The organism is Mycobacterium sp. 1164966.3 (assembly GCF_001665395.1).
Taxonomy (GTDB): Bacteria; Actinomycetota; Actinomycetes; order Mycobacteriales; family Mycobacteriaceae; genus Mycobacterium.
The window spans coordinates 144,324-170,792 of sequence record NZ_LZSG01000021.1; the positions used below are offsets into that span (position 1 = coordinate 144,324).

A 26,469-nucleotide genomic window follows, 5' to 3' on the forward strand; every position below is an offset into this window, starting at 1 on the left:
CGGGCGCGCCGCCAACTATTAGGCGGGGCAATAGGTGTCGGTTCCGGGCAGCTTGCCGGTGTCCAGATATGCGATCAGCGGTGGGACCGCGCAGGACGAATAGATGCTGGCGCCGTGGCCAATGCCCTGCCACATGACCCGCTTGCTGGCCGCGTTCGCATTGATGATGGTGGCCGCCGTGGCGGCGACACCTTCAGAGCCCACGATCGGGTCGTTCTGCACACCCATCAGCAGGACGTCGACCTTGAGGTCCTTCGGCGGCGGTGACGGCGAAGTCGTGGGCCAGTGCACGCATTTGACTAGGTTGAGCGCGGCGACAGTGCCGAACTGGGGATAGAGCTTCCCCCACGCGACCACCAGCTCGCGGACCCGGTCGGGGGTGGGGCGGTTGAGCGCATCGCTGCAGCCGTTGACGAACTGGCCGTCCGAATCCAGGGTGGCGTCAGCCCGGTTGATCAAGCTGTTCAGTTGGTTGGTGTCGCCGGAGCGGGCCGACGCCAGCGCGTCCGACAGGCTCGTGGTGATGTTGGCGCGGCCGCTGGTGGGATAGCCCAGGGCGGCGACGATGGCGTTGGCCACCGACGCCACCGACGCGCCGCGCGGACCCTTACCGGCGCGGGCGTCTGCGAGCAGGGCGGAGACAGCGCCCTTCGGGTCGGCGCCCAGCGAGCAGTTCATCGCCACGCACTGCGCGGCGAACGCGTCAAGGGCGGCTTGCTGCCCCTTGACCTGCTGCTCGGCGGCGCCCTCGGCGTTGATGCCGAGCGAAACGGGGGAGTCGAGGATCAATCTTGCGACCTTGTCGGGCCGCGATCCGGCGTAGGCCAACGCCACCTGTGCGCCATTTCCGATTCCGACCAGGGCAAGTGCGGGCACATCCCACAGGTTGCGCAACCGCTCGAGATCGGAGGCGGCGTGGGAGTTGTCGTAGGACGAGGCGCCAGGCGCCAAGGCGTCGGTGCAATTCGTGGTCGCGGTGTTCGACACGTTCGACAGGTTGGCAACCGGGTCGTCGCCGGATTTGTACTGCGCCTGATCGCGCATCGTCTGGCGGTCGAAGCGGTCTCGGCAGTCGATGGGGCTCGACATGCCCATGCCGCGGCGGTCGACGGCGACTAGGGGATGGCTGCGGAGCACATCGGAACCGGCGCGGGAGAGCCACACCGCCAATTGCGTCGACGACGGCAGGTCGGCGCCGGTGGTGAAGACCAGTGGGCCGGCGTCGCGCGGAGTCTGACTCGACCGGGCGCGAACAGCGCCGATGCTCAACGTTCCCGACCCCCCGTTGACCGGATCGAGGTCAGCATCATAAGTAGCGCATTCCAGCAACAGGCCGGGCGGTGCGGTGACCCCGGCGTCGGCGAGCACCCGCTTGGTGCAGTCGCGCCAGGATAGGTCGTTCTTGGGCGCGGCGATCGGCGGTGGCCCCGCCGGCGGCGGCTTGGTAGTGGCCACGCCCTGCGGCCGGGCACCGGAGTTGGTGGCGAAGCGCGGGTCTGCGGGCAGCAGCGGCACACAGCCGGACAACAGCGTGGTCGCCGCGACCAGGATCGCGGCAGACGTGGCGCGCCGACTCATGCCGACCACAGTAGCCATATGCGCTCAGCTCTTGATGTAGCGCGTGTACAGGTAGCCGGACTCATCGGTGAGAACGTGTGCGCACCGCATCGGGGTCAACAGCTGGCCAGATCCGGTCGCGATCCGCGGGGCCAGCCCGCCGACCAGGCAGGGCGCGATCGTCAGGCAGAGTTCGTCGAGCATTCCGCGCTGGACGAACGAGCCGAGCAGCATCGGCCCGCCCTCGGTGAGGATGCGGCGAAGACCGCGCGCTTGAAGGGTTGCCAGCACGGCCGCTTCGTCGACCTCGCCCGGATCGTTTGCTGAGCAATCGACCACCTCGGCCAGGCCGGCAAGCCTTTCGTGCGTCGAATCGGCGGCGTTCGTGCAGGTGAGCACCAAAGGCCGCACCTCGGTGCGGGTGAACACTCCCAGGTCGCGGTCCAGTCGGCCCGCCCTGGTCACGATCACCAGCTGCGGGACCTCGCTTTGGCCGCGTGCTTGCCGACGCTGGCGCTGGGTGACGCTCAGATGCGCGCCGGAATACTTCTCGATGCGCACCGTGCCCGCGCCCACCAGCACGACGTCGGCCAGTTCACGCAGCAGATTGAAGATGAACTTGTCGCCGGGTGACGCCATCGCCGCGGTGGTGCCGGCCGCGGTGGCACCACCGTCCGCGCTAGTGATGAAGTTGGCCCGAAGCCAGATGCCGTCGTGTTCGGCCGGGTAGTCGTAGAACTGCGGCAGTTCGCCGTCGTCGACTTCACGCCCGGATTCGAGCAGCCTCAGTGCGGGCATGGGTTTGATTGCAGCACGCCGCTACAGTGCCTGCATGCACGGGTCCACTTCGACGAATGAGCCCGAGCCGAACGCGCCCGAGCCGAACGCGCCCGGCCAGGTCGCTCACCTAGTGGACCGGCACCCGAGTGTGTCGCCGGAACGACTGATCTCCCAATTGCGGCCCCCGCCAACGTTCGCCGATGTCAGCTTTGCGACGTATCGTCCCGATCCGGCGGAACCGACTCAGGCTGCTGCCGTCGCGGCGTGTCAGGATTTCTGCCGCGAGGCTGTGCAGCGACGGGCGGGCCGCAAAAAGCTGTTGGGCAGACGGGAGGTGCTGCCCGGTGTCGGGCTCTATCTCGACGGCGGGTTCGGAGTGGGCAAGACCCATCTGCTGGCCTCGGCGTACTACCAGCTGCCCGGTCCCGGGCCGGAAGTAGCGCCGGAAAACTCCGAGGCCCCAAAGGCTTTCGCAACGTTTGGCGAACTGACCCAGCTGGCGGGGGTGTTCGGCTTCGCCGAATGCATTGATCTGCTGGCCAATTACACCGCGGTGTGCATCGACGAGTTCGAATTGGACGACCCGGGCAACACCACGCTGATTTCACGGATGCTCTCGTTGTTGGTCGAGCGCGGTGTGTCGGTGGCCGCCACCTCCAATACGCTGCCCGAGCAACTCGGCGAGGGGCGCTTCGCCGCGCAGGACTTTCTGCGCGAAATCAACACGCTGGCAAGGATTTTCACCACAGTGCGGATAGAGGGGCCGGACTATCGGCATCGCGACCTGCCGCCGGCGCCTAAGCCGTTGTCCGACGAGCAGGTAGCCGCGCGCGCGGCGGGTGTGGCCGGGGCGACCCTCGACGACTTCGACGCGCTGTGCCGCCATCTGGCCACCATGCACCCGTCGCGGTATCTGACCTTGATCGAAAACGTGACCGCGGTCTTCCTGACCGGTGTGCACGCCATCGACGATCAGAACGTCGCCCTGAGGCTGGTCTCGCTGACCGACCGGCTCTACGACGCCGGCATCCCGGTGGTCGCATCCGGTGCGAAACTGGACACCATCTTCAGCGAGGAGATGCTGGCCGGTGGCTACCGAAAGAAGTACCTACGGGCCACTTCTCGGCTGCTGGCGCTGACCGCCCAGGCAAGTCGAACTGCCGGATGACTCTGGGTCACAGATTCCATTGGGCAAGGTGCACACCGGTCTTCTTGTCCAGCAGCACCACATTGGACACCGGATCACGGTAGGCGTCCCAATACACTTCGCCACGCACGATGGATCCCTGTGGGGCGTTCACGAGTACGTTGTCCAGCGCGTCGGGTGCATCGGATGTCCGCGGCTTGTACGCGTCGGCGAACGGCGTCACGCCATTGAAGCTGAAGTTGGTGGCCATGATGAACGAATTCGGCACGCGCACCGCGTGAATGGTCACGTCGGCGCGCTCAACGGTGCTGTCGGGAAAGCTTTTCACCGGTACGCCGGAGCGGGTGTAGCCGAATCCCGGCGGCGGGTCACACGGCGTGACGCTGCTAACCGTGACGTCTGCGACGTACGTGCCGGTGTCCACCCGCAACGTGTCGCCGATGTGGCCGATCGGCGCGTCGCTCGCCCAGGCGCGCGGTACGGCGGAGGTGAGGCCTGCGACAGTGACCACTCCCGCAACGGCGACGAGGAGAGTGGTCATGACAGCCAGCCAGCGGTGCATCGTTGCCTCCTCGGCTCCTTCGGCGGACCCTCGCATGATTGCACACGCGCCGTAGCAAAGGGGAGTGGTTGGGCGTAGCTGGTCAGCCGTCCTGCGCAGCGTCCCGGCCGGGGCCGGTGACGGTGTTGCCGCTGGTAAGGGATTCCAGCGCGGCGACCAAGTCCACCTCGACGCGCTCTTTGTCCACGCCGCATCGGTGCAGTGGCCCCTCGCCGTCTTCGAGCTCGAGCAGCGCCAGCAGCAGGTGTTCGGTGCCGATGTAGTTGTGGCCCAACCGAAGCGCTTCGCGAAAGGTCAGCTCGAGCGCCTTGCGCGCCGGGCCACTGAATGGGATGAGTTCGGGCACCTCGTCCCCGCGCGAGGGCAGGGTCACCGCCCGCCGCAGCGCCTCGGTGTCGACGTGCTGCAGGTTGAGCAGGACGGTTGCCAACGCGGCCGGGTCACTGAGGAGACCGAGCAGCAGATGGTCAGGGGTGATCTCGCTGTTGGCGTTTTCGTGGGCGACGTTCTGGGCGGCGACGACGGCTCCGCGCGCCCGCGGTGTGAAGCGCCCGAAGCCCTGATCCGGATCGAGCACCGTGGCTTCGGACCGAGGCACGAACCGCTTCTGCGCGGCCTGCTTGGTGACGCCCATGCTCTTCCCGATGTCTGTCCACGAGGCACCCGAACGGCGCGCCTGATCGACGAAATGTCCGATGAGGTGATCGGCGACCTCGCCCAAATGCTCGGCGGCCAAGACCGCGTCGGTGAGCTGTTCCAGCACATCGCTGTGGACGCGCTTGATGGCGCTGATCAGCTCGTCGAGTCGGACGGGGTAGGCGATCGGGGTCGGCTCGGTCATGCCGTCAACAATAGGTTGACGATGTCGTGATCGTCAACTTCGGGTTGACGCCTCGGCGCTCAGGGTGAACTGACGACTTTCGGTGTGATTTGACGGCTTTCGGTGTGCACGTAGGACGGGAACCGGGCGGCGGTGAACTCAGCCTAGGATTCACCTGCAAAGCCCAGGATTCACTCGCAAAGCCAAGGATTCACTCGCAAAGCCAGGCCCGATGCGGTGGCGGCCGTATCGGTTGCCCCTCAGAGGGCGCTCCCGCCGCCCAGGATGCGAGCCCGTCGCCACCCTGCGACTATCAGGGCACTGTGAAGCTGCCGATCCTGACCCTGGCGGGCCTCGCCGTTATGCTCGGCGTGGCCGCGCCCGCGTACGCCGACAGCACCGACGACGAATTCATCGCGACGATCCAGGCGGCCGGCATCAGCTTTCCGGACCCGGTCCAGGTGATCGCGGCTGGCAAATGGGTGTGCGAGAAGGCCGGTCAAGGCACGCAGATGGTGGATGTCGTGAAGGACGTCCAGCGCCTGAACCCTGGGCTCAGTCAGGAGAAGGCCGCGAAGTTCACCGCCATCGCGGCCAACGTCTATTGCCCGAAGGCGCTTTCGACGAACGTCGTCAAGGGCAGTGGCGGCTCCTAGCCAGCAGCGCGTGACCGATTGTTAACACCCTGGCTACCGACATCCCGGTGAACGAAACGTGTCCTCAACATTTCGTCTCTACCATCCTGTGACGGATAGCAGCCGGTATGTGGCCGAAAGGAAGCAAACTTGGACTTCCTTCAGGCGCAGTTGATCGATCCGCTTAGCGATGTCCTGAACACCCATGTCCTCGTCTACTTGCTCATCGGTGTCGGTATCTATTTCACGTTGCGCACCAGGTGTATTCAGATCCGGTACTTCGGCCGCATGTTTGGCCAGCTTCGCAGATCCCACCGTCAAGACGGTGGGATCTCTTCCTTTCAGGCTTTCTGCGTAGGGCTGGCGTCACGGGTGGGCACCGGGAACATCGCCGGTGTAGCTATCGCGCTCACCGTCGGCGGACCCGGCGCGATCTTCTGGATGTGGGTGGTGGCTGCGGTCGGCATGGCCACCGCGGTCGTCGAGGCGACGCTCGCCCAGCTCTTCAAGGTGCGCTCCGGCGACGGTACTTTCCGCGGTGGCCCAGCGTTTTACATCCAGCGCGGGCTGCACTCGCGGGCAGGCGGTGTCATGTTCGCCGTGTTGCTGATGATCACGTTCTCGACGGCGTTCAACATGGTGGAGACGAACGCGATCAGCGGAGTTCTGAAGTCATCCCATGGCATCCCGATCGGTTGGACGACACTGGCTTTGGCCGTGCTCGCGGCCCCGGTGCTCTTCGGTGGGGTGCGCAGGGTCGCCAAGTTCGCCGGAACGGTGCTGCCGGGAGTCGCACTGGCCTATGCGTTGCTGGCGCTTGCGATTGTGGCGGCCAACGTCACCCAGCTGCCGGCGGTGATCGAGCAGATCGTCGGCGGTGCATTCGGAATCAAGCAAATGGCAGGCGGTTTCGCCGGCGGTATCGCGGTGGCGATGCCAACCGGGGTCAAGCGTGGTCTGTTCGCCTGCGAGGCGGGGATGGGTAGTTCGCCCAACATCGCCGGTGCCGCCACCGTGTCACATCCGGTGGAGCAGGGGCTGATCCAGTCGCTCGCCGTCTTCGTCGACACCATGGTGATCTGCACCGCGACCGCATTCATCGTGCTGATGTCTGGGCCAAGCGTCTACAACCCCGCTCACACCGGTTCCGTCGCCGGTGCCAGCCTGACCGAATCTGCCGTCGCCGCCGGACTGGGCTCGTGGAGCACCGTGTTGATGACGACGGTGGTGTTCGTCTTCGCGTTCGCCTCGGTGCTGAGCAACTACGTGTGCGCCGAGGCCAACCTGTTCTTTCTGGGCGGCCGCCGCGCGGCGATACGCGTGCTGAAACTCGTCACGCTGATGGCGATCGCGTTCGGCGCGATGTCCAAGCTGACGCTGGTATGGGCACTCGCCGACCTGGCGATGGCACTGATGGCGATTGCCAATCTGATCGCGATCTGCTTGCTGAGCCGGTGGGCGTTCGCGGCGGTGAAGGATTACCAGCGCCAGTCCGAACTGGGCGTAGAGCCGATCTTCGTGGCCAGCGAGGCGGACCTGCCCGGCGCTCTCGAGGGAGACGTCTGGGAAATTCCGCAACGTCGGCCGGTCACCCCAGTTCCCGGAGCCCAGCCAGTCCGTCGATCCGCACTCAGGTTGTCACGAGTTTCGTCGGCAGCGTAGGCAGTTCGTCCCATGGGATGCATGGGCCACTCCGCTCTGCGAAGATCGGGAAGTCATGAGACTGCTGTGGGTGCTGACAAGCGTCGCCGTTATGTGCGTTACCGCCGCACCGGCGTACGCCGACGACAATGATCAAGAGTTCCTCGCCGACCTCCGCCAGGCCGGTATCACCTACCAGGACCCGGATCACGCGATAACGGCTGCGAAGTCGGTGTGTCAGTTGATCGACGAGGGAAAGTCGGCTGCGGACATCGTCACCGAACTGCGCAACCGCAACCCGGCATTCCAGGGAACCGGCGCCGCCAAGTTCACGACGCTCGCCGCCGCACACTACTGCCCCAAGTACGTGACCGGGGAGGACACCAGTCCGGCCCCGAAGGCCGGCAGCTGACCCGCGTATCGGCCCTGCCGGTTTCGGTCTCCCTTAGGGTTGAGGCCGTGCAAACAGCAGAGCAATCACCGTCGGCCATGCCCATGTCCCGCAAGGTGCTGTGCGGCGTCTATGGGGCGATCGCGCTCGCGGCGCTTGCCGCGACCTGGAGCCAGAATGTCGCATACGCGGGCAAACCTGCCGGTTTTCTGGTCAACTTCGTCAAAGACACCACGGTCACGGCGGCTTCGCGAAGCATCACTGCCGACATCCTCATGTTCGCCTTGGCCGCGACCATCCTGATGGTGATCGAAGCCAGGAAGTACCACATACGGTTCATCTGGGCTTACATTCTGGGATCCGCACTGATTGCGGTGAGCGTGTCGTTTCCGCTTTTTTTGATCGCCCGCGAATTGCGGTTGGGCGCAACGGAATCACCACGCCTGCACGCGGTCGACACGATCCTGCTTGGCCTTTTCGCCATTCTGACTGTGGCCCTTACGGTTTGGGTTGACCTGCGATGAGGGCACGGCTGGCCGCGGGCTTGATCATTGGCGTGACCGGGTTGCTCTGGGGCGGGGCGCGGGCGGCGGTCGCGCGGATCGAACAAAACCCGGATCCGTTCACCCGCGAGCAACTTCTCGCCGAGCTCGAGGGTGAGGAGACGCTGATCACCCGCCCGGACGGGGCGGTGTTGCGGGCGCTGTCCGCAGGACAGGGACCGCCGGTGGTCTTCGTGCACGGCTATACCGCCACCGCAGCCGAGTGGAACTTCGTGTGGAACAAACTGCAGGGTAAGGGGTTTCGTGTCATCGCCTTCGATCAGCGCGGCCACGGGCGTTCCACTCTGGGTTCCGACGGCATCGGGTCCGAGCCCATGGCGGCCGATATCGCGGCTGTCCTGGAGCACTTCGACGTTCGCGACGGCGTGCTCATCGGACACTCGATGGGCGGATTCTTGACCGTTCGCGCCATGCTCGACCATCCCGATCTGGCGCGACGGCTACGCGGGCTGGTGCTGTTCGCCACCTGGGCGGGTCGCGTGCTGGACGGGGCACCGCAGAACCGGCTGCAGATCCCGCTGCTGCAATACGGCGTCCTGCAGCAGATGCTGCGCAGCAAGACAGTGGCGGTGCTGTTCGGCGCCGCTCAGTGCGGGAGAAGCCCGTCGCCGACGATGGTCTCGGTGTTTATCGAGTTGTTCAATCAACACCTCGATAACCACGGGTCGTTGCTACCGATCGTGCGGGCTTTCTCGCAAGAAGACCGATACCCGCGGCTGGGTGAAATCGCGGTGCCGACGGTGATCATGGTCGGCTCCGCCGATCGCACCACCCCGCCCCATCACTCGCGCCGACTTACCGCAGGCATTCCGGGGGCCCGGCTCGTCATCATTCCGGACGCCGGACACCTGTTGAATTGGGAAGCCGCCGATGAGCTGGTCGAGGTTATCGAATCATTTCCGGCACAAGAGGTTTCGACTCCGCACTAGCGACTGGGCGGGTTCCGAAGGCGCTCTGCGAGGTATGCCGCCGTGACGCTCCCGGGTGCGATGGTCCGGCAACGATCTGCTTCACGACACATCACCAGGCCAACCCCCAACGTCGCTTGTGCGAAGTATTCGTGAACTTCTTGCGAAATCTTGCGGATCACGGCCGGGCGGGGTGGCCTCGCGGCGTGGGCACAACGCAGTATTACTTCCCGGATGGCCATCCGTTTACTACGGCAAGTGAAGGGAAGAGCTCCGAGCATGAGACAGGTCAGTCCGATTAGTGAGGAACCGGTACTAGCGCATCTCGAACGGCGACTGGTTCACGAGTTCCCCAGAGTCTCGCCCGAGCATGTCGATGCCGTTGTGAGGCGAGAGCACGCTCGCTTCGATGCCAGTCCGATCCGGGGTTTCATCCCACTGTTCATCGAAAAACACGTTCGGGACGAATTGGGCCACGCGACGTAGGGGCCGGGCGAACGGATTTCCGACGCACAACCTCCTTACGTCGGCGGGTGCATCAGCTTGCGACGCAATCCTTTTCGGGCTATCGGGTACGGTCAGGCCGCTCTAGGGTCAGGATGATGAGCGGGTCGCGGCTCAACTCTTGAGTGCATGTCCAATTGGAAGTGCGCAGCTTCTCGCGCCGTCAATCGTCCGGATACGAGTTATTTGCCTCGGCCGCGGGTATGCGTGCAATCATGCGCATCATCCACGCCGTTGCGGCGTTTGGCACCGCCATCGCCGTCCCATTGATCGCCCCTGCTGTGCTGCCGCCGTCGGCCCACGCTGACGACGACGGCTACCTCCGTTGTGTGGGAAACATCCCGAACCTGCCGCTGTCGGCCCCCAGCCCAAACAGTCGGTACCTCGCTGGAACTATCGAGCAAGATCTGAAATCCGGCGTTTCCCCTGCTGCAGAAGCTCAGAAAGTTGGGCAGATGGGATTCGAGCCGCGGGTTGCCAACGCGGTTGTGCGTTGCGTGATGCAGAACAACCCGTAGGAAAGTCAGTCGGTTCCCAAGTCAGCCCGGTGGTGCAGGCGGCGGCGCAGGAGGATCTTGCCCGTGTGCCGGCGCCGCAAGGTCAAACCCGCACCCGGGGCAGACCAAATGTCCGTTCGTCACGTCTTGCCCACACCCGGGGCATGTCTGTGTGCTTTTGCTCGTCACCACCCATAAGCCGCCAAGAAGGACATCGACACAGAGAACGATGAATATCCCCATACCGATTTTCGTGCCAATTGCTTCCCCGGCTCTGCAGCCGTCGGAGTGCTGGTTCGAGCAGGCATCGAATCCCGAGATGACATTCACGATCAGCCAGGTGACGAACAAAACCTGCAGCCCCAGGATGCACCAGGTGAGCGGGCGCCATGACGACACGGGCGGATTCTCCTTTGTTGCGTCGGCAAGTAGGTCAGGCGCCGTTGGTGACGGGGGTTGACGTCGTGCCGATGTATGGACTCTTCAGGCGGCCTCGACCACCGCGGCGCAAGCCGGTGCGATGCGGTCGCCTCGGCTAGATCCCCACCCAGACCCACTGCTGATGACCCCCGTCCCACACCGGGCGCAGCGACTGTGCCCACGGCGGCGGTGGCGGGGGCGGCGGCACCGACTCTGGCGCGTACCTCGGCGCATACTCCGGCGGGGGAGTCCACCATGCCGGCGGCGGCGGTGGCGGTTTGCACTCGTTGGTCAAGGGGTTGTGCGACCAGTTTGGGTCGCACTCCGCCGAGGCGACTCCCGCCGCCGCGACTGTCACAGGGGCCATCGGAACTAGCGTGATCGCGACACCAGCGGCCAGACGGCGAACGAACCTCGTCATCGCAGGACCTCCTCAGAAGGACCCGTCCCCAATTCGGATTGCTTGAGCTTATGCCCTCGGCACCTCTGTGGAGGGTCGGACAGAGAGATCCCGCTGGGTTCTGCGGGCCACCGCAAGAGCTACCTGACCGGAGTCTCGATGCTGTGGTGGGCTGCCCGACGCGGTGACATCATGAGCGGGTGAGCGGACAAACCTGCTGGGGTTGCGGCCTAGAAACCCGTAGCTCGTACGGTAGATGGCCGGATCGACATCCATGGGTCGGGTCGGCGCTAGCGGCGCCGGCAAGGCTTGCCGCCCTAAGCGATCGGCATCCAGCGGCCGCAATGGCGGTGGTAGTGCCGGGCACGCTCATCGCCTTTGCCGCGATCGCCGCGTACCCACTCGTTTTCGTGCCACTGGTGGTTTTCCTCGGCGTGGCTCTCGTGGTGTCAGTCGCCAACGAGGGAGTCAGGCCCAACCCGGCCTGTTGGCGCGCAGACTGCCCCGCCATGAGCCCAAAGCCATAAGGTGGCCGCTCCTCGAAGTTTCGGTGGTCGGCGAGGGGATGCAAATATCACCAGATGACCATCCGGACCAGCCTTCGGCTCGTACCGATTTCGCCAAGCAAGTTGCAAGTAACACCAGCCTTTCGCGCATTCTTTGCACGCGAATTACCTTGAGGCACAACAATATTGATGGAGCAATGGCAGGAAGGCGCGGCATGCGACGGCGGGTGCCGTTGCAAGAACGCGGCGAGCGTTACAAGACAAAGGCTGCCGCGGAGACCGACATCAATTCGGTGCGGACCGACGCCACCGGTGCCACGGTGGCGGACAACACCGGTTAGCGCGTCACAACTTCCGGTCCGCTCGCGCCGTTCGGCCTGCCCGCAATGGGCCGCGCCATAGCTTCCCCGGTTGCTAGCCCAATGGTGGCGGACGCAGACCGGACTCCAGGGGTGGTCCCCACCGCTGGGGCAGCGGTGACCCCGGCCCCATTAGTTCCGGCAGCGGTGACCCTGGCCCCATCAGTTCGGGCAGCGGGGACCCCGGCCCTAACAGTTCGGTTAGTGGCGACCCCGGCCCTAACAGTTCGGGCAGTGGCGACCCCGGCCCTAACAGTTCAGGCAGTGGCGACCTAGACCCCCACGGCGGTGCGGATGGCCCTGGGTCCCCCGGCCATGGCGGAGGGGCCGGTGGGTCCGCGCGTGCCACGCCGGCGCCAATACCGAAGGCGGCCACGCCCAGCGCACCAGCGACGGCGAATCCGGCCAACGGTTGCCCGAAACGCATGTGCCGAGCTTATAGGGATTTCAGTCGTTCGTTGGCGTTCTTAATGGCCTCAACCACCTTGTCGAGTCATTCGGCTAGGCTTCCTTCCTCCACCGGAACCTTGGGGCCACATGACGCCGAGGCGGCGGCACAGCTAGCGACTCTCACCAGAGTCATGGGTTCTTCAGTTGTCTCTGCTTCTCGTTCTGGCTCGGCCTCACGTCCGGGTCGTCCCCATGTACGCGGTCCTCCTCCCGCCGCTTCACCTCATCGGCGGCCTTGCGGGCCTGATCTTCGCGGTCCTGCTTCTTCTCAGTCATGCTGCGTCGGGTACCCGCTTTTCAGAGCTAACGGCGCGGCGATGCCTCCCGGCGTTTCCGTTCGCAGTCGTCGAGGGGTAACCGCAATGGCGACCGAGCACAGCGCCCATCGCGCCTGCTTTATGTTGCCGAAATGGCATCGACGGTTGACGCCTTGTTCGACGCCGCCGGTGTGGTCCGACTTAAAGCCGTGCCTTGGCGCGCCCATCTTCCGTCTGACGTGCCCGGCATGTACGTGATCGCTCGAACCGCTGATCCCGCAGCGTTGGTTATCGGTCCTGGCCTTATCGACGAGCCGTCTGCGCGACAACTCTTGGATACGCGGCCCGAGCTCCCTGTCGACGGAGAGCGCCCCTCACCAGAAGCACTGGCCCGACGACTTGCCTCGATGTGGCTGCCAGACGAACCAGCCGTCTACGTAGGCATGGCCGGCCTCATTGAGGACGAGGCTGAACCAGTTCTACGGCAAGCGCCTCGGCGCCCGATCACCTCATGCCGGGGGTTGGCCCGTCAGATGCTTGACCGATTTGAATCAGACCTGGGTGCGCTTCGGCGAATGCAGCGACGTCAAAAAGGCCGAGCGAGAGATGCTGCAGACGTTCATGGTGGCTATAACTTTAGATCCACAATCTGGGCGGCCGCGCTGGTCCCAGCAAGCGACCGACAGCGTAGTTCTGCTATTCGGATGCCCATGCGGTGACGTGGATGCTCACCAGGCGTGCCCCATCAGCCGCCCCACTCGAATCTGTCAGCTCGGCTGCGCAAACGCAGCGGCCATGCGCTCTTCTAGGGACCTGAGGTCGTAATAGTCTCGCCAGCGTTTGATTCGGTTATCGCCGTCGACTTCAATCACCGCCACGACTTCTAAGTCGAACGTTTTGCCTTGGATTCCAAACGTGTCCACTCGCTCGGTCATCACGGTGCCACCACTCGCGACCAGAGCCCTTATCTCGACGCTGAAGCTGGAGAGCATCGCCATCGATTGCATTTCTGTCCTGATGGCATCGATACCCTCGTGGATCCCTCGTGGACCATCGATGAAGACGGCGTCGTCGCTGAAGTAGCTGGCCAGCGTATCGGCGTCAGACTTCTCCATGGCGGCTAAGTAGTTGCGTATGACTGACTCCGCTGACTCGCTCATTGGTTGAAACTCCTCTCGGATAGCGGCAGTGGCAGACTAAGCCTCACCCCGCCAGTGCAAGCACACTTTCAATCGTGGGCTATGAGATCAGCGAACTTGATGCTCTTGCGGTCGCATGGAGCCTGGCCGATGTGGCCGGCGTGAACATCCGCTGGGATTGGCGAGTCGTGGCCGAGCAGGTCGCGGGTAGCCGCAGGGCCAGACGCTCACCGTCCCTGAGAAAGTAGCCCAGGAATGGGAACGCTCACGGTGGGTTGAAAGAGTCGCTAGCGAAAGGCGAGCACTTCTCGCTGCTCGTTCTCGTTACGCGGCGAGCAAAGCAAGGATGCGGTCCTGAAGCCCCCGGGAGTCGTAGTAGTCGCGCCAGCGCGCAATGCGTCCGTTGCCGTCAACTTCGAAGACGGCCGCAGCTTCGATTACAAAGGCCTCATCCTTGAACTCGAAAATATCGACACGTTCGACCATCACCGTGCTGCCGCTGGCGAGGAGACCATTGATGTCAGCTGTCGTACTTGGTACCAACGCTGCGACTACTTGAAGTTGCGCTCTGATGGCATCAACACCCTTAAGAGGTTCGTTGTGACCATCCGTCCAGACAGCATCCTCGGTGAAGAAGCCAATGAGTTCGTCGACGTCCCAACGCACCCACGCGGCGTGAAAGTTCCGAACGGCAGACTCGGCTGATTCGACCATGCGTAGGGCTTTCTTTAGTCCGGCAGAAATGTCGGAGTCTTGTCTGGTTTGCCAGAAGCGTAAGAGCCGGAGGTCGGTCAGTCTCGCGCTTTCGTCAAAGACAGTTGCCTTTAGCGCTGAGACCCATCCGTGAGCGGGTTATGCAATCCCTGACAAACGACCATCCGGACCAGCCTCCGGCTCGTCCCGTTTTTCGCCAACCAAAACGAAAGTAACACGCCTGGCAAGGCTCTTCAGGCACAATGCGGACGAATTACATTGAAATACAACATCTTTGGAATTTAATGATGGCACGGCATGGCACACGTAGGTGTTACGTTAACGGCTGTCGTTGCGACGACTGCAGTGAGTCGAACCGCATGTACTTCCGTCAGCGCAGGGCCTCCCAGACGGTGGCCGACCAGCACCATCTGATGCTGGAACCTTGGAGTTGGGCGTCGAGGCCGAGATTGCGAGACAAGCTGAGGCTCGTCCCGGCCTCGCCGCGGCCGCGCTCGCCCTGGCGCGAATCTCGGATAACCCGAAGGCAGTTTCCAGTCAGCCGGCCGCGGCAAAGGTGTTGTCAGTGCTGCTGGAAAAGCTACGTTCTGCCTCGGTGCGCGACTCCCGAGGGGGCCTGGCGGTCGTGCGAATGATGACTGAAGCTTCTGATGCTGGCTTGGTCGGCTCCGCCAGGGAGCGGGGGAATGGGGGGTGTGCTGTCGCCACGAGAGGACGGCAGAAAAAGCACACATTGGGACCGAGCGTGGGATAGCCGCACGCGGGGCAGACCCTGACCTCGTCGCCGAACATAACTTCGGTCCGGGTCATCTCGTTCGGGTTCGCGCGCGGTGATCGCATAAAGGCGCAATACCACAGAACACTGTTAGCCAAACAGCGATTCTTAGACGGAGCTTAGACGCAGTGCGGATCTTCGTTTGACTGCACGGTGCCCAGGGTATTTAGACGGCGTCGAACCAGACTGCCACAGGAGGTGCAGGTCCTATGCTGTCCGGCGCTCTTAACACTCTTGTATGGATATTGATCCTCGTCGTGATCATTGCGGTAGTTATTGCCGTCGTCCGAGCTGTGGCGGGACCGAGGGATGCGACTGTCAGGGATGCCACTGTGGTAGAGCAGCCAGTTGTGCGCCAGCCGCCTCCTGCCACGAGCGGGGGTTTAACTCCTGGATGGTACCCAGATCAAAACGATCCGAGTTTGATGCGATACTACGATGGTCGAGTTTGGACCGCACAGACTCAACCTCACACATAGTCATTTCTTCATTGTTGGGCGCCTTGAAGTCAGCAGACTGTTACTTGGCTGCAGAGTGACTAGAGCGCTGTCCATATCGGCCCTGAGTCCCTTCCACGACGGGTGCCTCAGTGTGACGCCGAACTCCCGGTACTCGACGGCCCCCACCAATTCGGCGTGGACCCACCGCGCGTAAGGGCCTATGTCCCAGGGAATTTCGGTGAAAGGGGAGGTGCTGCGCCGTAGCGGCTCTAGGCACTTGATGAGTCGTCGTCGCTCTGCATCGCTGAGGCCGGCGCCGACCACTCCGCAGAACTGAAGTTGACCTTCGGTCGTGTGTGCGCCGACGAGCAAAGCGCCTACCGTGTGCCGGTTAACGCCGACGCCCGGTAGCCATCCACCGATGAGAAAGTCGCACCGTATCCGGTGCGGTGTCTTGATCCAGTGCCGTGACCGCAGCCCCGGCGTCTACGCGGAGTCAAGGTGCTTGCACACGATGCCTTCCAGCCTTAGCTCCGCGCTAGCCGCGAGCACCGTCATCGGGTCGACATCGGTCCAACTTCCAGCAAATTGAACGACGCGACTTCTACTACTGGATGCGATGTCCCTGAGTCGTTCGCGCCGGGACGCATATGGCTTACGGGTGATGTGTCCTTGCCGTCGTATTGGAGAACGTCGAACACGAAGAATCGGACGGGCACTTGGCGCAGCAACTCCGCGCTGGGTCGCCGGTTCTGGGGCCACCGCCGCTGCAGGCGGCTAAAGCAAGGAACACCGTCATCGTCTAGGGCGACGATTTCGCCGTCGAGGATCACGCTTCGCTGCCCGACAGCCGTGGGCAGAGCCGCAGCGATTTCTGGAAACGTCCGGGTGATGTCGGCGCGGTTGCGGCTCAGCAGGGCCACCTGTTCGCCGTCGACTATCGCTAGGCCCCGCTGGCCGTCGTACTTCGCCTCTACCGCAAAATCGGCGAAGTGGGCCGGCGGACCGTAACCGCAGGTACCGGCACAGTGGGTAGGCGTCAAAGCCTACTTCCCGCAACGGAATTCGCGCCGCCAGAACTGGGGCAAATGATGGAGCGGCCGTCACACTAGATGACATGCAGAGACATAACACGCCGGGACTCTCGGCACATCCATCGATACGTGAAGTGGCCGTCTGGTACGGCGTGGACGAGCGCACTGTGCGCCGTTGGTTATCAGCTGGCGAATCAAGGGGCGTCGCCTGGGTCCGCGACTAATCCGCCTCGATCGCGACTCGGTACTCGCGCTGGGCCGTCCCGTGGGGGGTGTGCGGTGATCGGGCGGCCCGAAGGGTCGCCCCTGCGTAACCAGATCAGAGCGTTGGCCTATCAGATCGACCATGCTGCGGATCTCTTCATCGGTACCACTCTCGATAGCCTCCGTAACGACCGGAAAATTGCTGCACGAGCTAACGGTTCATGAACTCCTAGCCGTCCGCGACGACCTCTTGAAACGGGCCGCGCGGTGAGCGTTAAACGTGGCCGGGATAAAGAGCTGAAGCCGAGGCTAATAAACTACTCGCCGCAAGCGTGCGGGACACCAAACGGAGTCTCGCCCGCGACTTGGAAAAGGCGAAATATGAGCATGGCTTGATCTCCGCGGATGTACTGCAGCACTAGGACCCGTCCAACGACTGGGACACGATTGATTCGGCCTTCCAGATTCTCACCGACGCCGATGATATTGACTATGTTGATGCCACTCTGGATGCAGAAATCGACATCAGCCGGAATGACCGGCTCGTAAAGCGACGGAGCCTTATGCAGCCCGTCGATGACGATTCAGAACCAGCGCTAGAAGATGAAAAAGAAATTCCTCCTCTTGGCGTTAATAAGTATGGCCCGCGTAAAATCTGCACTCGCTGCGGCTAGCTAAACGGCGGGAGTACTTTCCCCTAAGGCCGACGCTAAAGACGGCCTGCGCCCCGTGTGCAAGGCGTGCAGCAAGGAAATTGTGTCACAGAATCGCAGAAATGCGAGGTCAGGGGCCTAAACGCCCTGCAGCGAAGGGGGGAAATAAAGTTCACTTTCGCGCGGACGCTCACCCGGTCCCAAACGGACCAGAATTTGCCGGGCTGAATTATGCCCAAAACCTATGACTCATGTGTAAAGGGGAACAATGTTCCAAGAATGCAGCCGCGGCCACCAACTCAATGGGCCGCTGGACGTTCTGCCGAATGGCGGGTGTCGGCAATGCGACCGCGACCGTGACCGCAGATGCCGCGCGAAGAATCAGCAGGCACGCAAGATCATCGAGGCCCTAGAGGATCGCGGTATCGACCCGGCCGCCATTCAAAACAAGGCCGCCAAAGTCGCTCTGGCGCTCCGAATTGTCGAGCTGTGCGGAATGATCCCGTAGAGGCCGAACTTGCGTTACAGCGCCAACCAGTGGCCTTTATGGGGCTAATGCGGGCACTGGACAGGTTGATTGATGCCCAGACGGGGTGCCCGGTGGCGTGAAGATCGATAAGGGCCGGGGCATTGCCACGTACGCGGCCCTCCGTCGCGACAACGGAGTGACCATTCACCAGGGCGCCAGCCGGATTATGTTGGCGCCCGATGAACTCGCCGAATTGCTTGATGCGATCCAGGCAATCACAGGCCAGTGCAGCCGCAAGGCAGAGAAGGCGATAGCGATTGACGAACAGCGATAATCGACGCAACGAATATCAGGAAGAGATGAGCCGGGGCAATGCCGGCGGGATTCACCTGCACAGATTCTGGCAAGCGCGTGCTAATGACCCAGAGTTGTCAATATGGTTGCGCATCGTCGCGCTGGCCTGCAGTTCTCACACGAAGAACGGCATGCAACATTTGCGTTGGATGGCATGTCGTCGCTGCCCGAAGCGCTCCACAAAGACAAGCATGTGATCCAGAACGAGATGAAGAAGGCGATAAGCCGCGGCTTTCTTGCCGAGGAATCGAACGCCATGTGTCTGGTCCTGCCAGACGGGGTTTACGGCGGCCTGAGGGGCACAAGTTCGCGAAATGCAAGCTGCATCCGACGCGCTGATATAGCACCGTCCCGCCATCAACGGGCCGACGCCAGCGGCCAACGTTTAGCAACCCGCTCGGCTACGCGAGCTAGTCGCCCCCCTAAGGGGGCTCATTTCCCGAAGGGATTCCCAGCCCGCTCGCTACGCGAGCCTAGTCACCCCCCGAAGGGGGCTTGTCTTCCGAAGGGAACCCAACCCGCTCCTTAACGCGAGCTACCTCCCCCGCGAAGCGGGTTGGGTTAAGGGTGCTATTCAAAGTTTGTCGGGCCAGCATGGTCGGCCGTACCTGGGCGGAAGCCTTTGGGCCGCCTGATAAATTGCCATATAGCGCGTTGCATCGTCGCAGCTCAGAGGGTATGACTCGCATCGATTTGATGCCATTTGGCATCGATTTGATGCCGGTACACCGCATTACCGCAGGTCGGCCGATCCGGGTGGCCTCGATTTGATCCGAGCCGGTCGGAGAAATGCGCGCATAGCCCGCCCAAAAGCTGTTCGGCCGAGTCACGAAATTGAACGAGCAGGCCCTCCGCGCCAGCGCCCGCGCGCCCGCATATCTTCAGCGCCGCGGCGTCCCTGGGCAATGCGGTCACAATTGGCTGTAAAACCTTGTCGTTCAACGCCTTTCACTACCTGAGTTGCGAAATACGCTGTGGTTGTACCACTTGCGTCGTCGATTGCCAAAAAAAGTCCGAGCCTTTGGCTCGTCCGGATGGTCGTTTGCTGAGGTTTGCGAATCCACTGGTGACGTGTCGTCAATCGGGCGTGCAGGGAAGAAGCTCGCCGGGCTGCGAAGGAGGATCGGCTCCGCCCAATAGTTCCTGTTCATGTACTCGATAAACAGTTGAGCGGCATCGAAATTTTTCATGACGTCCACAATGCGCCCGTCGCGAATATCCGTGTATTCTACGGCCCATATCTCCGTCGGCCAGCCCGTTGCATACAACATGCTTCCTGGATCCCTTCTACGGCTTCGAGCAACCTAGCTAGGTCCAAGCCTCGCTTGCGGCCCCCCAACCAAAAGAGAATCGGACGCAAACCGGGTGACGATTCAACGGCTTACATACGTGGAACCCCCCAGCGGCAGCTGAAGGGAACCTGCAAGGTAACTTTAGAGACATCAATCGCCAGATTGGTCGATTTTCTTCCTTCGTAACGTATTTGGAATGCTCCTTTAATCACATGGGTGAGTTATGACCGGGGGTTTATCGCGTGCGTCCGTACGAGTGCAGGCAATTGGCCTAACAGTGGTGAAATGCTATGGAGGCGAACAACCATATGCTCCGCGCACAGCCGACACTGACACCATCAGCTCCTCGCTGCGACGGGGTGGCGGCGCTTCGCCGTGCGCCTCCGGAGCGCGGCACGCCGCTGCCGCCGATAGACGCAACGGATGCGCTGCGAGAAACGTAGGGGCCAGGCTTTCCGGAGCGCGGTCGACTCATACCAAACCCACACGAACCCCCCGCTGGGGTCGGTAGCATTTGCCACCTGGGTGGATGGCGGAAGGCCCTGCCATGGACGAGGTGGAATTCGGACGGTACCGGCTGGTCGAGATGATCGGCGAGGGCGGCATGGGCGAGGTGTGGCGCGCCCGCGACACAGTTATCGACCGGGTCGTTGCCATCAAAGTCCTAACCGCGAAGCTGTCCCAGGACGAAGACTTTCAGCAGCGATTCCGGCGCGAGGCTCATGCCGCGGCACGGTTAGAAACTCCCCATGTGGTTCCGATATACGACTACGGCGAGATAGACGGCCGGCTATTCGTAAGCATGCGACTGATCAAAGGCCGCGACCTGGCCAGCGTGCTGTCCGACGGTCCGCTGGAACCCGCCCGCGCGGCCCGCATCATCGGCCAGGTCGCCGAAGCCTTGCATGCCGCCCATGAAATCGGGCTTATTCACCGCGACATCAAGCCCTCCAACATCTTGCTCGACGACCGCGACTTCGCTTATTTGATTGATTTCGGCATCGCTCGCGGCGCCGATGACACGCGGCTGACGAAGACCGGTAACACGATCGGCACCTTCGCCTACATCGCCCCCGAACGTCTAGAAGGACGAGCGGAGGATGCGCGCGTTGACATCTATTCACTGGCGTGTGTCTTGTATGAATGCCTTGCCGGAGCGCCGCCGTTTGAAGGTGACACGATGGCACGCCTGGTTGCCGCACACCTGACTTCGCCGCCACCTCGACCCTCCATTAGTCGGCCAGAGGTACCCGCTCAGGTAGACGACGTCATCGCCACCGGCATGGCCAAGGACCCCGACGAGCGGTATGCGACCACCGTTGAGTTAGCCAACGCAGCAACCGAGGCGATCACCGTCCCCATTGGGCGACCGGCCCCCAGTCCGACGCGCATCCCAGCCACCGAGCCGGTGCACCAGGCGGAGCACAATGACGCTCTTCCCAGCCAGCCCGGCTCACAGCAGGATGCTCTGCGCATTTCCGCGTTCGCATCATCCTCAGCCCCTACCCAGTTCGATCCAACTAGCGGTGACACCGCACCTCCAAAATTGTCGGGTGCGCCAAGCGGTGACCTCAGAAGCCGACGGCGGCGCTGGATCGCATTGGCAGGTGGGGCAGCGGTGATCGCAACTATCATCGTCGTCCTGACGATGGTGTCCACCAATGACACTCAACGTGACAACCGGCCACCCGCCAGCCCAACCAACGCCGCACGGCCGAACACCGGGCCCTTCACCGGCGTGTACCGCGCCGACTTCGGCCCCTCAGCTACCGATGGGAATCCGGATGAAGGAGGAACCCCGTCAACCGGGCAGTGGGCTGTGCGTTCGGTATGCCAGTCCGACCGCTGCGTGGCAATTGCGACCGCGACGGGTGGACCTACCCTGCAGTCGGTGTTCGTGTTGGACGATGTTGGCGGACAGTGGCGTGGGGCAAGTACGGCCTCAGTGGCGTCGTTCCCACCGGGCGTGACGGGCTTTGACGGATGTATCCCGGGCGAATACTGGACGGTCATCACGCTGGCACCACGCCCCGACGGAACGGTGGCCGGCCAATATCGTGCAATAGGACCCCCGAATTGCGAGACTGACCGTACCATCACCTTCACCCGGATCGGAGACGTCGACCTGAACAGCCTTCCGGATCCAGCCAGCCAACCGGTGCGCGTTGCGTCCCCGGCCGCCGCGTGGCACGGCCGTTACCGTGGCACGACAACTTCGCCCAAGAGGACCACAGTCTCGTGGGATACGAGTGTTGAGACCTACTGCCTTCGGACGGGCGAACGTTGCGTCAGCTACGAACACAGTGACGGGTCGCGCCATTATTTCTTCGCGGACGGAAAATGGGTTTATAACTCTGATAGTCAAGCACCATGCGCCGGCCATGGATCTTTTCCAACTAAAACCGATTGGGTATTTCCGCTTCCGCAGCCATCGCAAGACCCGATCAGGTTGTTAACTGGCCACGGACACACGCAGGTAACCGGCAGCACTACCTGTGCGGGCTCATACGACCAAGAAGTGAAATATGAACGCACCGGCGACTAATTAAAAAGAGAGCCGACGCCTAGCGCGGGTCATACCGCCGCCAAAATACCCACTTGACCAATTAACCGCCGCCGTTCTCGGTCATCGACTTGACCAGCGACAGATGCAGCGACAACCCCGCCCCGACGCCGAAGCCAGCTTGTCTAGCAGCACAACAGTTCCTCTTTCCCCGAAATCCCTTCGGACATAGGTGCTTACGCGCGGTGGGTCCATCCCGAATTGGTCGGTGCCGTCGAGTACCGCGAACTCGGCGCCACTTTGCGGCATCCGTCGTGAAAGGGCTAGAGGGCCGACGTGGACAGTGCCCTAGTAACCCAGCCTCAGACGACTTAGACGGGGCCGCTGCATACTCGGGACCGTGCGTCAGCTAAAGGGCGCCACTGCGAGTTGAAACCGTTCGACTGACAGATTTCACAATTCCCGATGTGAGTACCGCGGCAGCGCATAGGCTATCCGTCGGGCGATTCTCGACGCTGGGACTGCCGCCGAGATCGCGATGAACGTTTTTGTCGGCAGGCGCCTTGATGAGGTCAACACTGAGGAAGCCGTGAAAAAGCGATAATCGATCGCTACGACAGCCTTGGGCTAATGAACGACCTTCTGGAGTCGCTCAAGCCCGGTCTGCTACCCGCTAATGTGAAGGACGACCTAATTTCGAAGCGCAATGTCGCCATCCACGGTCGCAGCAGAGCAGGTAGGCGCTGGGATGAAATCACTGTTGAAGGCGATTAAGGCCATCGCAACCGCCGCGGCGATAGTCGACGCAGCGCATCCCCTCGCCGACCTCTTGGCCTGACGGCGCATCTAACCCTGTACGACAGTTCTTACGACAGTTTGCGCTTATCTCGCGCTACTGCCGCGCTTGCCGCCCGGCCCACACCCGTCCAGCTCGTCGGCGGTGGCGACGATCAGCGCCGCCAGTTCCCGCGCCTGGTCGGTGGTCAGATTGACGTCGCTGCGGATATTGACGGCGGGTGCCTCGTCGAGGGTTGCCGTCGTCGATGTGGCCGTCGGGAACTGTAGGGCGCACCCGCGCACCGTCGCCCCGTGGCCGGTGACGTGCCGGTCAGCGGTGAAGACCAGACGGAACTTGTTACCCCAGTTCTGCCAATCGTCGACCTCGGCGGCGCTGGCCGGCGGTGTGATGCCCCGGGTAGGGGTTGGTTGTGGTGGACATGGTGGTGAACCCCTTTCTGGTGGGTTCAGCCTGCTCCATTGTCCTGGTATTGTCTTGACAATTTGTAAAGCTAATCTAGATACCATATATGAGCTGCATAAATGTTGGTGCGCGATACTGGGATTGAACCAGTGACCTCTTCCGTGTCAGGGAAGCGCTCTCCCGCTGAGCTAATCGCGCTGAGTCGAATTCGGAGGTGGAGACGGGAATCGAACCCGTGTGCACGGCTTTGCAGGCCGTTGCCTCACCACTCGGCCACTCCACCGCTGGGGTTGATGCCACTTGCACCTTCGAGCGGATGACGGGATTCGAACCCGCGACCCTCACCTTGGCAAGGTGATGCGCTACCAACTGCGCTACATCCGCGCGCAACGGACGAGATCGTCGCCCGGTGCGAAGCACGACGATAGTCCAAGTGAGCGGGCACACACAAATCTCTTGGTGCAGTGCATGTCTACGCTACCGCGCACCCGGCGGTGCGTCATGCAGCGCGTCCAGCGGACAAGGCATCGTGCTACTCTTCGACCTCGTTCGCCTCTCGGCGGCGGTCCCGTGGCTCAGTGGGAGAGCGTCCGCTTCACACGCGGAAGGTCGCTGGTTCGATCCCAGCCGGGACCACCCAGTTCGTGCAGGTGAAGTACGGTATCTAGCCCTTCAAAGCAAATTTCCCGCCATCCCGTTGTGACGTCGCCCAACCGCCGGCTCCTGAGTTCTCCGCCTTCCGTATCACCTCAAAAGGCAAGCGCAGGAGGACAAACCATCAATGCGAGCGAAATCGCCAGGGAAACCCGATCGGAACGGTTCGCAGCCTCAGTCGGTGGGTCCTACTGGTCGGGGCCGGCAAAGACGGTGTGCCAGTCTCCCCGCGATGGGATGATCGAGCAGCAGTAACAAGGGAGACGCAATGACTGCATGCAAGATCACGTCGCTCTCGAGGACCGCCGCTTTCTTCGCCTGCCTGGGAGCCGCGCTGATCGCAGGAGGGCTGATCGCCGCGGCGCCGCCGGCTAACGCGGGCTGCCTGTACGGAGGACCCGTTTTGAGCAAGTGCGATGGACCAGTCCAGCCGGATGGCACTTGGCAACGTTGCGTGGCATTTACCACTCTGGTGCCTAGCGGCATGAGTACCTTCCTAATGCCAGAGAAGCGCTGCGATGTGATGGGTCCTGATCAGCACCCTGCGGATCCCGGCTTCACCGATCCGCCGTCGCATATCGACGACTGAGCTCGGCTAAGACAAGCCCTACAGGCCCTGGCCCGCGAGCCAGCCCTCGATTCTTTCGGCGACGGCCTGCCATCCGGGTTCGAGCATCATGTTGTGGCCCATATCGGGAAAGAAGCCGGCGTGAGTTCGGTAGGCACGGGCCGTTGCGCGCACCTCGTCGTTGGTGACCGTTGCATCGCTCTCGCCGTCGAGAACCAGGACTGGAGTCGTCACACGCGACGGCCTCACTCGGAGAAGCACTCCGGTGGCGCGCCCACTCACCGGCTGCAGCCGTGCGGCACAAGACTCGACCGTCGACGCAGGGGTCCCTGCGCAGAACAGTTTTCGCGGGCAAGCTGTACGGTGTTGACCAGATCGGCCGTAGTCCCGACCAGGTTGGCCCGGATGGTCAGCCACGGGTGACTGCGTATCACGCGAAACGCGATCGCCATCCGCAGCCTGCGCTGTGGCGGGTAGGACGCCAGCAGGACCGCGGCCGGGGAGCGGCGGTTCTCGAGATACTTCTGCACCACCAAGCCGCCCAGAGAATGCCCGATGAGCACGGGCTCGGAGCCGAGCATCTCCACCGTGCCGCGAACATCGTCGACGTAGTCGGCGACGGAAACTGAGTTCAAACGTTGCGACAGGCTGCTGGCCCCATAGCCGCGCAGGCTCACCGCGACGGCACGAAATCCTTTGTCGGCGAAGAAGTCCAGAAAATGCTCATCCCAACACACGCGGCGTGCCAGGCGCCGTGTACGAATAGCAGCGGGGCAGGATGCGATTCGGTGACAGCTCCCTTGTCGATCACCTCGAGCATGCGCCACCCTCGATTCAAAGTCGGTCCACGTACGTGCTCATCATGACCCGCAAGGCACAATCGGGGGGCGATATGAGCACGACCCCGCTGAGGAGGGTGGCGATGGGCACCAACGAAGGTATTGGCATTTTGCAACTCGAATGCCCACAGCAGCACTCCGTCGGCCGCGTCCTGAAGGAGGCCGCGCATCAGGCGGCCCAGTACGACCCCGGAGCAGCCGTCGGGCCGCGTCAATTCTGGCCGCAAGAAGACGAGCAGGGGCGCTTCAAAACGCACTGCCGTCATTGTGACAAACGTGTAGGCGATGCCTCAGCCACGTTGCAGCGCAAGCTAAGTGAGCTGATCGCCGACGATGCGCAAACCCACGGAACCGCCACGTTGTCATACCTGTAGTTATTTGCCGGCGAGAATGCGGTATTGCGCCGACGCCTGCTGCATGACGTCCTTCTCGGTCTCGGAGAAGACGGTGTAGGCATAGCGGTCGGCTGTGGCCACACACTTGAACTGCCACTGCATCATTCGCCAGGTGGCGGGTGAGTCCGCAGGTAGCGGCGAGCCGGTCCTACGGAAGCACTTGGCATCGGGAAAACCTGGTACGCGGTTGCGCAGGGGTTGAATACCGCTACCGTGGCCGACCAGTCCGGTGAGGAAACTCATCAGACGCTGCGCGGCATCGGCATTCGTGGTTTGGTAGACGGTTGCCAGGCGCTGACTGACGTAGTCGACTCCGGCGGCTTGGAGTGCGGCAGCCGTACCCCGCGGGTCGTCGGCGAAATGCAGCCAGCCTGCGGGCTGCCATACACCGACGTTGACCGGCAGCGCGACGCCTTCGCGCGTCAGAGTGCCGGCCAGCATTCGCCCGGAGGGATCCAGTGGCAGCGAACCGAGGTTGGCCGGATCGGTCGGAACGAACCGGTCAATCTGCTTCTCCTGCAGGTCCAGGCAGAGCAGCAGCATGGCCTCAGGAGACTTGCCCACGCCTGGGCCCTCACCGGCCGATACGGTTTGGTACAGCACGTAGCGTCCGTGCGCGGCGAAACTCTCCACGACCTTTCGACCATCGGCTCGCAGGTATTTGACCGCGATCGCCTGGGGATGCTTGTCGATGACGGTTGGCTCATGCGGCGGTTGGCCCGGCAGAGGCGTGTCGGCGGCGGCCAGCTCGGCCGGGGGGGGGCGGGGGGGGGGGGGGGGGGGGGGGCGCCGGGCGCCCCGGGGGGGGGGGCGCCGCGCGGGGGGGGGGGGGGGGGGG

29 protein-coding genes, 4 tRNA genes and 2 pseudogenes are annotated in these 26,469 nt (G+C 62.9%); 17 read left to right on the forward strand and 18 right to left on the reverse strand.

The window, feature by feature from the left end:
• Positions 1-18 precede the first annotated feature (18 nt).
• Together A9W99_RS07910 and A9W99_RS07915 are read right to left on the reverse strand one after the other, a co-directional pair.
• The gene (locus A9W99_RS07910) at positions 19-1,596 is read right to left on the reverse strand and encodes an alpha/beta fold hydrolase (RefSeq protein ID WP_156623001.1); all 1,578 of its coding nucleotides are present in this window, start codon (positions 1,594-1,596) and stop codon (positions 19-21) included.
• Between the two features lie 6 nt (positions 1,597-1,602).
• Complete coding sequence (locus tag A9W99_RS07915) at positions 1,603-2,355, reverse strand: pyrimidine reductase family protein (protein WP_067375504.1); 753 nt, start codon at positions 2,353-2,355, stop codon at positions 1,603-1,605.
• Here A9W99_RS07915 and zapE point away from each other — a divergent pair.
• Positions 2,354-3,505 carry a cell division protein ZapE gene (gene zapE / locus A9W99_RS07920; protein ID WP_067375506.1) on the forward strand — a complete coding sequence of 384 codons (1,152 nt, stop codon included), beginning with the start codon at positions 2,354-2,356 and terminating at the stop codon, positions 3,503-3,505. The two genes, A9W99_RS07915 and zapE, sit on opposite strands and share 2 nt — an antisense overlap.
• A gap of 7 nt (positions 3,506-3,512) precedes the next feature.
• Here the strand turns inward: zapE and A9W99_RS07925 are convergent, their stop codons facing one another.
• Complete coding sequence (locus tag A9W99_RS07925; RefSeq protein WP_067375580.1) at positions 3,513-4,046, reverse strand: hypothetical protein; 534 nt, start codon at positions 4,044-4,046, stop codon at positions 3,513-3,515.
• An 82-nt stretch (positions 4,047-4,128) separates the two neighbouring features.
• Positions 4,129-4,887: a Clp protease N-terminal domain-containing protein gene (locus A9W99_RS07930; protein ID WP_067375508.1), complete on the reverse strand. Its 759-nt coding sequence runs from the start codon at positions 4,885-4,887 to the stop codon at positions 4,129-4,131.
• A 302-nt stretch (positions 4,888-5,189) separates the two neighbouring features.
• Here A9W99_RS07930 and A9W99_RS07935 point away from each other — a divergent pair, with 302 nt between their 5' ends.
• From A9W99_RS07935 to A9W99_RS07960, 7 genes are all read left to right on the forward strand, one after another.
• The gene (locus tag A9W99_RS07935; RefSeq protein ID WP_067375510.1) at positions 5,190-5,522 is read left to right on the forward strand and encodes a DUF732 domain-containing protein; all 333 of its coding nucleotides are present in this window, start codon (positions 5,190-5,192) and stop codon (positions 5,520-5,522) included.
• 129 nt (positions 5,523-5,651) lie between these two features.
• Complete coding sequence (locus A9W99_RS07940) at positions 5,652-7,163, forward strand: sodium:alanine symporter family protein (RefSeq protein WP_067375512.1); 1,512 nt, start codon at positions 5,652-5,654, stop codon at positions 7,161-7,163.
• A gap of 55 nt (positions 7,164-7,218) precedes the next feature.
• Positions 7,219-7,554, forward strand: coding sequence for a DUF732 domain-containing protein (locus tag A9W99_RS07945; protein ID WP_067375514.1), 336 nt, complete (start codon positions 7,219-7,221; stop codon positions 7,552-7,554).
• A 47-nt stretch (positions 7,555-7,601) separates the two neighbouring features.
• Positions 7,602-8,057: a DUF2834 domain-containing protein gene (locus tag A9W99_RS07950; protein ID WP_371514932.1), complete on the forward strand. Its 456-nt coding sequence runs from the start codon at positions 7,602-7,604 to the stop codon at positions 8,055-8,057.
• On the forward strand, positions 8,054-9,025 hold the full coding sequence (locus A9W99_RS07955; RefSeq protein WP_067375518.1) for an alpha/beta fold hydrolase: 972 nt from the start codon (positions 8,054-8,056) through the stop codon (positions 9,023-9,025). The genes A9W99_RS07950 and A9W99_RS07955 overlap by 4 nt, the downstream gene beginning before the upstream one ends.
• A 258-nt stretch (positions 9,026-9,283) precedes the next feature.
• Positions 9,284-9,490 carry a three-helix bundle dimerization domain-containing protein gene (locus A9W99_RS27705; RefSeq protein ID WP_371514933.1) on the forward strand — a complete coding sequence of 69 codons (207 nt, stop codon included), beginning with the start codon at positions 9,284-9,286 and terminating at the stop codon, positions 9,488-9,490.
• Between the two features lie 155 nt (positions 9,491-9,645).
• Positions 9,646-10,026: a hypothetical protein gene (locus tag A9W99_RS07960; protein WP_156623002.1), complete on the forward strand. Its 381-nt coding sequence runs from the start codon at positions 9,646-9,648 to the stop codon at positions 10,024-10,026.
• A gap of 514 nt (positions 10,027-10,540) precedes the next feature.
• On the opposite strand, the gene A9W99_RS25925 is transcribed toward A9W99_RS07960, so the two are convergent.
• Positions 10,541-10,846, reverse strand: coding sequence for a hypothetical protein (locus A9W99_RS25925; protein WP_082929893.1), 306 nt, complete (start codon positions 10,844-10,846; stop codon positions 10,541-10,543).
• Positions 10,847-11,528: 682 nt separating this feature from the next.
• On the opposite strand from A9W99_RS25925, the gene A9W99_RS26785 reads away from it, so the two are divergent.
• Positions 11,529-11,672 (forward strand): DUF1508 domain-containing protein, encoded by a 144-nt coding sequence (locus A9W99_RS26785; RefSeq protein WP_172828830.1) that lies wholly within the window; start codon positions 11,529-11,531, stop codon positions 11,670-11,672.
• A gap of 597 nt (positions 11,673-12,269) precedes the next feature.
• On the opposite strand, the gene A9W99_RS26460 is transcribed toward A9W99_RS26785, so the two are convergent.
• Positions 12,270-12,416: a hypothetical protein gene (locus A9W99_RS26460; RefSeq protein ID WP_156623004.1), complete on the reverse strand. Its 147-nt coding sequence runs from the start codon at positions 12,414-12,416 to the stop codon at positions 12,270-12,272.
• Positions 12,417-13,164: 748 nt separating this feature from the next.
• Positions 13,165-13,557 carry a nuclear transport factor 2 family protein gene (locus A9W99_RS07975; protein ID WP_067375527.1) on the reverse strand — a complete coding sequence of 131 codons (393 nt, stop codon included), beginning with the start codon at positions 13,555-13,557 and terminating at the stop codon, positions 13,165-13,167.
• A 74-nt stretch (positions 13,558-13,631) separates the two neighbouring features.
• Here A9W99_RS07975 and A9W99_RS26465 point away from each other — a divergent pair, with 74 nt between their 5' ends.
• Entirely contained in the window at positions 13,632-13,784 is a 153-nt protein-coding gene (locus tag A9W99_RS26465; protein WP_156623005.1) for a hypothetical protein, read from the forward strand.
• Positions 13,785-13,860: 76 nt separating this feature from the next.
• On the opposite strand, the gene A9W99_RS07980 is transcribed toward A9W99_RS26465, so the two are convergent.
• A complete protein-coding gene (locus A9W99_RS07980; RefSeq protein ID WP_067375529.1) occupies positions 13,861-14,250 on the reverse strand; it encodes a nuclear transport factor 2 family protein in 390 nt (129 codons plus the stop codon).
• A gap of 984 nt (positions 14,251-15,234) precedes the next feature.
• Here A9W99_RS07980 and A9W99_RS27710 point away from each other — a divergent pair.
• Positions 15,235-15,504 (forward strand): DUF2510 domain-containing protein, encoded by a 270-nt coding sequence (locus tag A9W99_RS27710; RefSeq protein WP_082929894.1) that lies wholly within the window; start codon positions 15,235-15,237, stop codon positions 15,502-15,504.
• On the opposite strand, the gene A9W99_RS27715 is transcribed toward A9W99_RS27710, so the two are convergent.
• A complete protein-coding gene (locus tag A9W99_RS27715) occupies positions 15,505-15,942 on the reverse strand; it encodes a hypothetical protein (protein ID WP_082929895.1) in 438 nt (145 codons plus the stop codon).
• A gap of 77 nt (positions 15,943-16,019) precedes the next feature.
• Positions 16,020-16,508, reverse strand: a complete 489-nt coding sequence (locus tag A9W99_RS07985; RefSeq protein WP_067375531.1) for a hypothetical protein — start codon at positions 16,506-16,508, stop codon at positions 16,020-16,022.
• A 1,116-nt stretch (positions 16,509-17,624) separates the two neighbouring features.
• Here A9W99_RS07985 and A9W99_RS07990 point away from each other — a divergent pair.
• Positions 17,625-17,864, forward strand: coding sequence for a hypothetical protein (locus A9W99_RS07990; protein ID WP_067375533.1), 240 nt, complete (start codon positions 17,625-17,627; stop codon positions 17,862-17,864).
• Positions 17,865-17,961: 97 nt separating this feature from the next.
• Positions 17,962-18,159 carry a hypothetical protein gene (locus A9W99_RS07995; RefSeq protein ID WP_067375535.1) on the forward strand — a complete coding sequence of 66 codons (198 nt, stop codon included), beginning with the start codon at positions 17,962-17,964 and terminating at the stop codon, positions 18,157-18,159.
• Between the two features lie 689 nt (positions 18,160-18,848).
• Here A9W99_RS07995 and A9W99_RS26470 read toward each other — a convergent pair.
• Together A9W99_RS26470 and A9W99_RS26475 are read right to left on the reverse strand one after the other, a co-directional pair.
• Positions 18,849-19,121, reverse strand: coding sequence for a hypothetical protein (locus A9W99_RS26470; RefSeq protein WP_156623006.1), 273 nt, complete (start codon positions 19,119-19,121; stop codon positions 18,849-18,851).
• On the reverse strand, positions 19,118-19,450 hold the full coding sequence (locus tag A9W99_RS26475; protein WP_156623007.1) for a hypothetical protein: 333 nt from the start codon (positions 19,448-19,450) through the stop codon (positions 19,118-19,120). Before A9W99_RS26475 ends, A9W99_RS26470 begins: the two co-directional genes overlap by 4 nt.
• Positions 19,451-20,018: 568 nt before the next feature.
• Between A9W99_RS26475 and A9W99_RS08000 the strand changes: the two genes are divergently transcribed.
• Positions 20,019-22,016 (forward strand): serine/threonine-protein kinase, encoded by a 1,998-nt coding sequence (locus A9W99_RS08000; protein ID WP_067375537.1) that lies wholly within the window; start codon positions 20,019-20,021, stop codon positions 22,014-22,016.
• Positions 22,017-22,856: 840 nt separating this feature from the next.
• Here the strand turns inward: A9W99_RS08000 and A9W99_RS08005 are convergent.
• The 4 genes from A9W99_RS08005 to A9W99_RS08020 form a co-directional block, all read right to left on the reverse strand.
• Positions 22,857-23,054 carry a hypothetical protein gene (locus A9W99_RS08005; RefSeq protein ID WP_067375539.1) on the reverse strand — a complete coding sequence of 66 codons (198 nt, stop codon included), beginning with the start codon at positions 23,052-23,054 and terminating at the stop codon, positions 22,857-22,859.
• A 244-nt stretch (positions 23,055-23,298) separates the two neighbouring features.
• A tRNA-Val gene (locus A9W99_RS08010) sits at positions 23,299-23,373 on the reverse strand.
• 14 nt (positions 23,374-23,387) lie between these two features.
• Positions 23,388-23,458 (reverse strand) — tRNA-Cys (locus tag A9W99_RS08015).
• 28 nt (positions 23,459-23,486) lie between these two features.
• Positions 23,487-23,559, reverse strand: a tRNA-Gly gene (locus A9W99_RS08020).
• A 180-nt stretch (positions 23,560-23,739) separates the two neighbouring features.
• Between A9W99_RS08020 and A9W99_RS08025 the strand changes: the two genes are divergently transcribed.
• Together A9W99_RS08025 and A9W99_RS25950 are read left to right on the forward strand one after the other, a co-directional pair.
• A tRNA-Val gene (locus A9W99_RS08025) sits at positions 23,740-23,811 on the forward strand.
• 286 nt (positions 23,812-24,097) lie between these two features.
• Positions 24,098-24,418 carry a hypothetical protein gene (locus A9W99_RS25950; protein WP_082929896.1) on the forward strand — a complete coding sequence of 107 codons (321 nt, stop codon included), beginning with the start codon at positions 24,098-24,100 and terminating at the stop codon, positions 24,416-24,418.
• A gap of 18 nt (positions 24,419-24,436) precedes the next feature.
• Here A9W99_RS25950 and A9W99_RS08030 read toward each other — a convergent pair.
• A pseudogene (locus A9W99_RS08030) lies at positions 24,437-25,217 on the reverse strand (alpha/beta hydrolase).
• Positions 25,218-25,319: 102 nt separating this feature from the next.
• On the opposite strand from A9W99_RS08030, the gene A9W99_RS08035 reads away from it, so the two are divergent.
• On the forward strand, positions 25,320-25,610 hold the full coding sequence (locus A9W99_RS08035) for a hypothetical protein (RefSeq protein WP_067375582.1): 291 nt from the start codon (positions 25,320-25,322) through the stop codon (positions 25,608-25,610).
• On the opposite strand, the pseudogene A9W99_RS08040 reads toward A9W99_RS08035, so the two are convergent.
• Positions 25,611-26,469, reverse strand: a pseudogene (locus tag A9W99_RS08040) (hypothetical protein); the annotation flags it as partial.

What these genes read in the sequence shown, in the direction of transcription:
- A9W99_RS07910 (WP_156623001.1), bottom strand. Translation starts at nt 1,596, where the DNA reads ATGGCTACTGTGGTCGGCATGAGTCGGCGCGCCACGTCTGCCGCGATC.
- zapE (WP_067375506.1), top strand. Translation starts at nt 2,354, where the DNA reads ATGGGTTTGATTGCAGCACGCCGCTACAGTGCCTGCATGCACGGGTCC.
- A9W99_RS07915 (WP_067375504.1), bottom strand. Translation starts at nt 2,355, where the DNA reads ATGCCCGCACTGAGGCTGCTCGAATCCGGGCGTGAAGTCGACGACGGC.
- A9W99_RS07925 (WP_067375580.1), bottom strand. Translation starts at nt 4,046, where the DNA reads ATGCACCGCTGGCTGGCTGTCATGACCACTCTCCTCGTCGCCGTTGCG.
- A9W99_RS07930 (WP_067375508.1), bottom strand. Translation starts at nt 4,887, where the DNA reads ATGACCGAGCCGACCCCGATCGCCTACCCCGTCCGACTCGACGAGCTG.
- A9W99_RS07945 (WP_067375514.1), top strand. Translation starts at nt 7,219, where the DNA reads ATGAGACTGCTGTGGGTGCTGACAAGCGTCGCCGTTATGTGCGTTACC.
- A9W99_RS07955 (WP_067375518.1), top strand. Translation starts at nt 8,054, where the DNA reads ATGAGGGCACGGCTGGCCGCGGGCTTGATCATTGGCGTGACCGGGTTG.
- A9W99_RS27705 (WP_371514933.1), top strand. Translation starts at nt 9,284, where the DNA reads ATGAGACAGGTCAGTCCGATTAGTGAGGAACCGGTACTAGCGCATCTC.
- A9W99_RS25925 (WP_082929893.1), bottom strand. Translation starts at nt 10,846, where the DNA reads ATGACGAGGTTCGTTCGCCGTCTGGCCGCTGGTGTCGCGATCACGCTA.
- A9W99_RS26785 (WP_172828830.1), top strand. Translation starts at nt 11,529, where the DNA reads ATGGCAGGAAGGCGCGGCATGCGACGGCGGGTGCCGTTGCAAGAACGC.
- A9W99_RS26460 (WP_156623004.1), bottom strand. Translation starts at nt 12,416, where the DNA reads ATGACTGAGAAGAAGCAGGACCGCGAAGATCAGGCCCGCAAGGCCGCC.
- A9W99_RS07975 (WP_067375527.1), bottom strand. Translation starts at nt 13,557, where the DNA reads ATGAGCGAGTCAGCGGAGTCAGTCATACGCAACTACTTAGCCGCCATG.
- A9W99_RS07980 (WP_067375529.1), bottom strand. Translation starts at nt 14,250, where the DNA reads ATGGTCGAATCAGCCGAGTCTGCCGTTCGGAACTTTCACGCCGCGTGG.
- A9W99_RS27710 (WP_082929894.1), top strand. Translation starts at nt 15,235, where the DNA reads ATGCTGTCCGGCGCTCTTAACACTCTTGTATGGATATTGATCCTCGTC.
- A9W99_RS07990 (WP_067375533.1), top strand. Translation starts at nt 17,625, where the DNA reads ATGTTCCAAGAATGCAGCCGCGGCCACCAACTCAATGGGCCGCTGGAC.
- A9W99_RS26475 (WP_156623007.1), bottom strand. Translation starts at nt 19,450, where the DNA reads ATGTTGTATGCAACGGGCTGGCCGACGGAGATATGGGCCGTAGAATAC.
- A9W99_RS08000 (WP_067375537.1), top strand. Translation starts at nt 20,019, where the DNA reads ATGGACGAGGTGGAATTCGGACGGTACCGGCTGGTCGAGATGATCGGC.
- A9W99_RS25950 (WP_082929896.1), top strand. Translation starts at nt 24,098, where the DNA reads ATGACTGCATGCAAGATCACGTCGCTCTCGAGGACCGCCGCTTTCTTC.
- A9W99_RS08035 (WP_067375582.1), top strand. Translation starts at nt 25,320, where the DNA reads ATGGGCACCAACGAAGGTATTGGCATTTTGCAACTCGAATGCCCACAG.